Origin of the sequence: Streptomyces sp. NPDC005181, from assembly GCF_040608395.1 — a bacterium.
Classification (GTDB): Bacteria; Actinomycetota; Actinomycetes; order Streptomycetales; family Streptomycetaceae; genus Streptomyces.
This window is the reverse complement of record NZ_JBEXID010000165.1, coordinates 1-7,842: the sequence shown is the minus strand read 5'-3', so window position 1 is coordinate 7,842 and position 7,842 is coordinate 1. Positions and strand designations below refer to the sequence as shown.

Sequence of the window (7,842 nt, the reverse complement as noted above, 5' to 3'; positions counted from 1 at the left end):
AGTACCGCTTCGAGTAGTTGCTTCCCACCTGGCTCTACTTCCTCTGGAACCTCAGGTCCCAGTCTCCAGGTGTCCGTGATCAAGGGGAAGCTTCAAACCCCAGGTCACAACCATAATCTGAGATCTCTACCGAACCCGGGGCGGTTCACCTCAGCCAACTGAGTATCTACGGGGCCCTGACCAGCAGCGTTGCCTGGGAGCCAAGGGGCCTCCGGAGCCCTGTGCCTGCCGAAACGTGCGTGCCTGAGCGACCGGGCATGCGACACACTCCTGCCTCATGGAGACCTCAGTGAACGAACTCCGGCGGATCCGGAGCGGGCCGGCGCGCGACGAGCAGGCATTCGTGGTGCGAGTGCATTTCTCGGCTGACGACCCAGACTCGGTGCTAGAGCGTGCTCGTGACGTGCTCGGGCGGGTGATCGAGCACGTGGAGTCATGGCCGGCTGAGGGAGTCTGGGCACAGCTGCTGCCGCCTTGGTTCGTGCAGGGATGCGCTCCCGAACGATCGGCCGATCCCTCTTGGGATGCCGCCGCTTGGCTGGCGCAGTGGCAAGCAATGACCCCGGCGGAGAAGATCTCCCACTCCCAAGGGCCCTGGACACTGTCGAACTGGCTCTACTACTTCGACCCCGTCGAAGGCCAAGGCAATGACCGCAGTTGGTGGTGGTGGGACGCCGGCAGTGGCGGGCCAGATACCGGATGGATCGATGTGGCCACAACCGGCTGGCCCTTTGGAACCGGCTCGCTGTACTGGCTGATCGAGGCTTCCGGCGGGATGAACCCCGAGATGGTTTGAACCCTTGATGACCCGACGTGGATCGTGGCTGGGCGAACACTCCCGCGTGGAGCCCCGGCACCGTGTGCGGGACTACGTCCGCGGGCTCCTCGGCCTGGTGGGTCGCAAGAACGGCTGGCAACTCGCCGAGTACGCCGGCCACGCCACCCCCACCGGCCTGCAGCATCTGCTGTCCCGCAGCCGCTGGGACGCGGACGAGATCCGCGACGACCTGCAGGCGTACGTCGCCGAACACCTCGGGCCCCCCCGAGCAGAGCGATGAGCTTCCGAACGGCACACTCCGCCGAGCCGCTCGACATCGTGCTGCCCGAGAACGACTGGGCCCAGCGCAGGTTCGTCCTGCTGTCGACCGACGCCGCCCTCGGCGTGGGAACGCCGCTGGCCGCGGGGCAGTCGATCACGGTCGGCCCGCGCACCGTCGTGGTGATGCAGTCCACCTGACGCGAACCGCCGCGTTGTTCTGGCGGATCGGCGCACGGGGCCGGTCCGGTTGGAGTCCGGGCCGGCCCCGTGTGGTGGGGTGGGTGTGCGTTACGGCGCGGGGACCTCGTCGAGGATGCCCACCGCGTCGGTGCCTGGGGTGACGACGAGCTTGCGGGTGAGGGTGTGAGAGCCCTCCGCCGGCACGTCGACCTTGAACCGGCTCATCACCCAGTTGCCCGCGGCGTAGACGTCGAAGGCGCTGGCCGGCGTACCGTAGACGAGACCGAATACCTGCGGGTCGGTCCCGGTCATGCCGATGTACGGCTTGGTCGGGGTGTACGCCGCCGTCGCACCCGGTGTCACGATGCCGGCGCCCGGGATGACACTGGCCTGGCCGGCCGCGTCGTGGTCCATCGCGTCACCGGTCCACACGCTGAGTGGAACCGAGCCGGAGTTGCTCAGCTCCGTCGAGACCGTGGCGAAGTTGTCGCCCGGCTTCAGCGTGTACGTCGTCGTCGCCGTCAGACCCGTGAAGCCATTGACCGGCCCGGATGCCCGGACGACGGCCTTGTCGCCGGTCGCCTGGACGATCTTGACGTCGGTCGCCCCCACCGTCCGGACGTCCCACGCGTTACCGCCGGTCGGCTGGGTCGCCGAGACGTAGGGCAGGTTGATCCAGTCGAACTGGTCGGCCTTGCCGCGGACAGCGATGTCGACCGGCTTGCCGCGGGTGCTACCGGAGAGCTGCGAGTCGTTGAAAGCGTCGGCGATCGCCATCGAGAGCTTGTCGTTCTCGAGCATGACGTCGCCGTGGCCTGCCTCGACCAGACCCGAGCCGATCTGCTTGCCGTAGCTCGCCTCGACCTTGACCGGGCTCAGCGCGACGTCGGCGACGCCGCTGCCCGCCGCCGGCACGGTGACCTTGTCGGCGGCCGTCTGGTAGCCCAGCTTGGACACCCGGACGTCGTACTGACCGGCCGGGGCCTTGACGCGGTACTTGCCCTGGGCGTCGGTGCTCGTGGTCGCGACCACCTTGCCGTCCTGCTCGAGGGCGACCCGGGCACCGGAGACGGCGGAGCCGTCCGCGGTGATCGTGCCGGTCGCGCGAGCGGCGTCCGGGACGGCCTCGTCGTGCAGGTCGATCTCGTCGGCCCACTTCGCGATGTTGCGGGTGGGGTCGCCACCGGCGGTCGCGTAGTCGGTCAGGTGGTAGAAGCTGAACTGCTTGGTGGCACCGGGCTCCATCGTGGCGTCGTAGTAGAGACCCTCGATGTAGCCGTACGCACCGACCGCGGCCGGCGTGTCCTGTGCCCAGGCGAGACCGTGAGCGGCCTGGCCGTTCGTGGTGGCCGTGTCAGCACCGACGTAGACGTAATTCCCGGTCCAGCCCGAGGTCTTCAGACCCGGGTTGGTGCCGCTGAACCCAGGGATCCGGCCGTTGTCGACCGAGCTGTCGGGGTCGATCATGTAGTTGAAGTAGCCCAGGTAGCCCGTGGTGCCGGTGTTGGTCAGCTTGACCGTCATCTTCACGACCGGAGCGTCGGGCAGGGTCTCGTAGCGGACCTGCGCCTTGATGGCCCCGTTCCCCCGGTGCTGACCCTTGCCGACCACGGCCGCGCCGTCGACCGCGAGGTCGGGCAGGTCGATCTGGTCGTCGGGCCGGTCCCACGAATCGGGCGGCGTGAGGCTCGGACGCAGCAGCATCTCGCCCCAGTCGAGGGTCTCGGCGCCGTTGGCGTCGTTGAGCATGACGTCCGACAGCTCGCCCTGGCCCAGACCGCCGACGCCGTTGTTGCCGCCGGTGTACGGCGTCACGGACGCCCGGACCTTGTCGTTGGCCAGGTAGTAGTACTTCCTGCCCGTGACGACGTCGGTGCGCGTGCTGCCGTTGCCGTAGTCCGGCGCGTACGTCGACTTGCCGGCGACCGGGTGGGTCACCTTGATCAGCTTCAGGTCGGCCGTCTCGTTGCCGGTGGTGCCGACCGTGACGCTGGCCGCCGAGCGGTCGTCGGCGATCAGGCCGCGCTTGGCCGCCGAGACGGTCCAGGTCGAAGCCGGCACGCCGATGCGGTACTTGCCCTGGGCGTCGGTGCTGGTCACCGCGGGGTCCTGACCGGCGGCGACGGCGGTGACCTTCGCGCCGGCGATCGGATCGCCCGTCTCCGGGTCGCTGACCGTACCGGTCACGGTCGCCCAGCGCTGCGCGGACTCGCCGCCTGGCACGTAGGCGTAGAGGTTGCCGTCCCAGGCGCCCGCAACGACGGTGTTGCCGCTGACGGCCGGGCCGGCGCCGACCCAGGTGCCGGTCTCGTGGTTCCACAGGATCTGGCCGGTGTCGGTGGCCAGGGCGTAGAACTTGCCGTTGTTGGCGCCGACGAAGAGCGTGCCACCAGCCACGACCGGGCTGGACATCACGCCACCGTGGTAGATGTCGCCGGGCAGCACGCGCTCCCAGAGGACGTTGCCGGTCTGGGCGTCGAGGGCGACGACGGCGCCGCTCGGGAAGCCCATGTAGACGACGCCGTCCTTGACGGCCGCGGCGCTCGGGGTCGAGCCGCTCGAGACGAGCGAGGAACGCGGGCTCCGGTAGGTCCACAGCGTCGCGCCGGTCTTGGCGTCGCGGGCGGCGATGCCGTTGTTGGCGCCGATGAAGACCTTGCCCTCGGCCGCGGTCGGCACGCCGTCCTGCCAGCCGCCGAGGGACTCGGCTCCGGTCCACTTGCGGGCGCCGGTGGCCAGGTCGTAGGCGAGCACGCGGTCGGCGGTCTGGTTGCCGACGTACACGGTGCCGTCCATGACGGCGGGCGTGCCGTCGCTCATGGTCGAGCCGGACATCGGGGAGGCCCAGATCTGCTCGCCGGTGCGGGTGTCGAGCGCCTTGAGGACGCCCTGGCTGCCGATACCGAAGCGGGTCTGGTAGGGCCAGAGCACGGTGTGACCGGAGACGGCAGGCGAGTAGTAGCCGTAGGTGCGCTGGTTGTTCGGGGCCGGCGCCTCCTCGGGCTCGGCCTTCCAGCGCAGCTTGCCGGTCTTCGCGTCCACGGCGTACAGCTCCGAGCCGAGGGTCGGCGCGAAGATCAGACCGTCACCGTAGGCGAGGCTGCCGTGGATCGACTGCGGCACCTCGAAGTTCCACAGCTCCTTGCCGTTCTTGAGCCGGATGGCGTGGATCCGGTTGTTGCCGTCGCCGTTCTCGTCGCGGGTGCCCGCGTAGACGACGCCGTCGTGGATGACCGGCGACCCGGTGAGGAAGCTGCCGTTGGTGCGGAAGCTCCATGCCAGGCGGCGGCCGGCCTCCTGCGCCGGCGCGACACCGGAGTGGCCCTCGTTGCCGTGGTGCTGGTCCCAGTCACCGCCAGCGACCGGCTTGAGCGCCGGCTCGTCGGTGAGGGTGAAGTCCGCCGACTTGGTCCAGGTCTTGCCCGCCGCGTCGACCACCTTCACGTCGATGCTGTGCTCACCGACCGTCTGCAGGCTGTCGGGCAGGTTGCTCTGCCAGGTGAACTCGCCGCTGTGATGCAGCGGCCTCCACTTCTTGTCGCCGGCGATCCGGTAGCTCGCCGAGACGACCTCGTCGCCGGTGTCGTAGGCGTTGATCTGGATGCCCGGGAACTTCTCGGCCGGCACCTTCGAGCCCGGCGCGGGGCTGACGATGGTGAGGTGCTCGTTCTCGCCGTACATCCGGAACGGGTTCTCGAAGCCCGGACCCGCCATGTGGATGTAGCGGAAGCCGCGGGGCGCGTTGTCGATCGTGTAAGAGCTCGACACGGTCTGGATGTGCTTGGCGGTCGAGGCGAACGCCGACTTGTTCTCGACGTGGTTGGAGTGCTCGTGGCCGACCAGGATCAGCTGCGCCTTGTACTGCTCGAGCACCTCACCGAAGGCGTCGTACGTCGACGGCGAGCCGAACGGGACGTTCATCGGCTGGTGGGTGAGGACGACGACCTCGATGTCGTTGGTCGGGTCGTCGTCGAGCGGAACGCTCGCGGCGAGGTCGTCCTTGAGCCAGTTCAGCTCCTCGTCGAACGGCGCCGAGCCGTTGTTCTCGAGCACCACGAAGTGCCGGTTGCCGTAGTTGAACGAGTACCACTCCGGACCGACGTTCTTGCGATAGTTGTCGATCTTGTCCGCGTACGCCGACCCGCCCGCGTACTCGTGGTTGCCGACGGCCGGCCAGACACCGACGGCCGACTGCTGGGTGCCGCGACGGTACGCGTCGAACTGCCCCTGGCTGGCGTCGTTGGTGAGGTCGCCGCTGACCGCGATGAACCGCAGGTCGGTGCCCGTGGAGTTGATCTCGCGTACCTGATCGGGCAGCTGTGCGTTGACGTGCGGGTCGGCGATGTTGGCCCAGGAGAAGGTGTCGCCGTCGGAGAGTTCGTCACGGACGAGCGCGAAGTCCGCGGTCGGCGTGGCGTCGTCGGCGAGCTGGCCGAGGTTCGCCCAGAACCTCGGCTCCTTGTACTCGTCCAGGCCGAACCGGTAGCCCCGCGGCTGGCCGGCCCACACTATGTCCGTCTTACGACGGTCGGTGGAGATCGTCAGCGAGTAGGAGCCGTCGGCGGCGGTCGTGGTGGTGACCGTGCCGTCGGAGACGCGCACACCGGCCAGGCCGGCCTCGTCGGAGCTGCGCTGGCCGTCGCCGTTGGCGTCGACGTACGCGACGCCGCTGACGGTGGCCTCCGGCGGGTCAATAGCGGTCGCCGCGTACAGCGTAAGCGGGCCCGCCACCACACTGGAGGCAAGCCCCAGCATGGTGGTGTACAGGACAGCGCGCATGTGCGCGCGTGTCCAGGTGAACACGGACATCGGGATCCTTGAGAGTGCGGGGAGGTGGGTGTCAGGTCAGGAGCGGGGAACGTTCGACGAACCAGACCAGACCGGCACCTGCGACGACGACGGTCGCCGCGACGGTGCCGAGCGTGAGGGCGCGAGCGGCGACCGGCGTGGTCGCGGCCCTGCGCAGGAACAGCAGCGCCGGGAAGGCGAGCGCGATAATCGTCAACTGGGCGAGTTCGATGCCGACGTTGAAGGCGACCAGGTTGGCCAGCATCGAAACCGACAGCGGCCCGTCGATGCTGAGCGCGCCCGCGAAGCCCAGCCCGTGCAGCAGCCCGAAGCCGAAGACCACGGGCAGCCGGTGCCTCGTCCTCGTCGAGAGCAGGTTGTCGAGCGCGACGAACGCGATCGACAGCGCGATGAGCGGCTCGACGATCCACCCGGGCACGCTGACCCAGCCGATCGCGGCCGGCACCAGGGTCACCGAGTGCGCGACCGTGAAGGCCGTGACGACCCCGACGACGTCGCGCAGCCGCTTCGCGCCCAGCAGCAGTGCCAGCAGGAACAGCACATGGTCGAGCCCGAAGTACAGGTGCTCTGCCCCGAGCTTGACGAACCGCGGGATCTCACTGAGCAGATCGGTGTGCCCCACCGTGACGCTGGTGCGGGCGGTGTCGAGCAGCGTCGCACCGCGGCTGCCATCGATGTCGTAGACCACCTTCGTGGTGGTGCCGTCGATGACGCCGTCGGAGGGGCGGAAGATGTCACTGCGGACGGTGAGCGCCCCGGACGCCGGGCAGTCGTAGGCGAGCGCGACCCGCGCCGCGCCGGAGTCGGCGAGTTCGACGCGGGCACCGTCCGCAGCGGTGCACCCGATCGAGCCGCGGCTCAGCCGCAGCCGCTCGCCGACGTACGCCGCCACGTCGCTCGCGTGCGCGTCCAGCGAACTGCGCCGCACCCCGGTCGGCACCTCGGCGGCCGTGCCGTCCGTGCCGGCCGCGTCCGGGCTCAGGAAACCGTCGAGGCTCAGCAGCCGGGCGAGGACGTCGTACTCCACGTCGACGACAGCCGCGACGCCGTCGCCCTGGCTGCGCAGGTCGACCACGACCGAGGTCTCACGGACGTGTGCCTGCGCCGGAGGGGCGACGAAGAGAACGGCAACAAGGGCGGCGAGAAACGTCAGCAGACGCACAGTCGAGCACTTCCGTGGTGAGGGGAACGGCGGTCGGCCCCAACCCTGCAGTGCTCGCACCCCACCCGGCAACTAGAGATGACCCAGTTCACCGACCCTTCCACTGCCGGTCACCCACCAGCCGACAGCCGGGTTTCTGGGCGTCGGAAGCCGGGCTTTTGGGCCCGGCTACGAGGCCCGCGTACGAAGCCGGGTGAGCCCGGCGCCCAGGGCCCACCCGCACGAGGTGAGCATGACGTCGTTGACGTCGGCGGCGCGGCTCAACAGCAACTGGCCGAGCCCGATGAGCAGCAACAGGCCCGCACCCGCCGCGACCACCGCCCCCGCCTGCGGCAGCAGCACGCGCAGCAGCCATCCCACGGGGACGAACATCGCGACGTTCCCGACGATGTCGACGATCCCGAGCGCCCGGTTGACGTTGTCCTATTCGTCGTGGACCGGGCCAAGCCTCTCCGCTCCGACCACTCCCGCACACGATCAACGCACCAGGGAAGATCAGACACCTGGAGGTCCGCCGACGAGACCGACTCGGCGGAACCCTGCACGAGTACCAACATGCCGCCTAATGGGAGCTACGGAGTCGGGGAATGCTCGATTCCGTAGCCGCCAGCAGGTGAGCACTTATGCCGCCGGAAGCACTCGACTTCTGTGG

Annotated in this window: 5 protein-coding genes and 1 pseudogene; 3 read left to right on the top strand and 3 right to left on the bottom strand. The window is 69.1% G+C overall.

Features of this window, described 5'->3' with window-relative positions:
- The first annotated feature begins 277 nt into the window (after positions 1–277).
- The 3 genes and pseudogenes from ABZV38_RS38680 to ABZV38_RS38670 all read left to right on the top strand — a co-directional run bounded on the left by ABZV38_RS38680 (position 278) and on the right by ABZV38_RS38670 (position 1,237).
- Positions 278–796 carry a hypothetical protein gene (locus ABZV38_RS38680; RefSeq protein WP_356333442.1) on the top strand — a complete coding sequence of 173 codons (519 nt, stop codon included), beginning with the start codon at positions 278–280 and terminating at the stop codon, positions 794–796.
- Positions 797–803: 7 nt separating this feature from the next.
- A pseudogene (locus ABZV38_RS38675) lies at positions 804–1,049 on the top strand (transposase); the annotation flags it as partial.
- 5 nt (positions 1,050–1,054) lie between these two features.
- Positions 1,055–1,237 (top strand): hypothetical protein, encoded by a 183-nt coding sequence (locus ABZV38_RS38670; RefSeq protein ID WP_356333440.1) that lies wholly within the window; start codon positions 1,055–1,057, stop codon positions 1,235–1,237.
- A 90-nt stretch (positions 1,238–1,327) separates the two neighbouring features.
- On the opposite strand, the gene ABZV38_RS38665 is transcribed toward ABZV38_RS38670, so the two are convergent.
- From ABZV38_RS38665 to ABZV38_RS38655, 3 genes are all read right to left on the bottom strand, one after another.
- On the bottom strand, positions 1,328–6,028 hold the full coding sequence (locus ABZV38_RS38665; protein ID WP_356333438.1) for a PQQ-binding-like beta-propeller repeat protein: 4,701 nt from the start codon (positions 6,026–6,028) through the stop codon (positions 1,328–1,330).
- 31 nt (positions 6,029–6,059) lie between these two features.
- Positions 6,060–7,190: a HupE/UreJ family protein gene (locus ABZV38_RS38660; protein WP_356333436.1), complete on the bottom strand. Its 1,131-nt coding sequence runs from the start codon at positions 7,188–7,190 to the stop codon at positions 6,060–6,062.
- 168 nt (positions 7,191–7,358) lie between these two features.
- Complete coding sequence (locus ABZV38_RS38655; RefSeq protein WP_356333444.1) at positions 7,359–7,580, bottom strand: VanZ family protein; 222 nt, start codon at positions 7,578–7,580, stop codon at positions 7,359–7,361.
- Between the last annotated feature and the right edge of the window lie 262 nt (positions 7,581–7,842).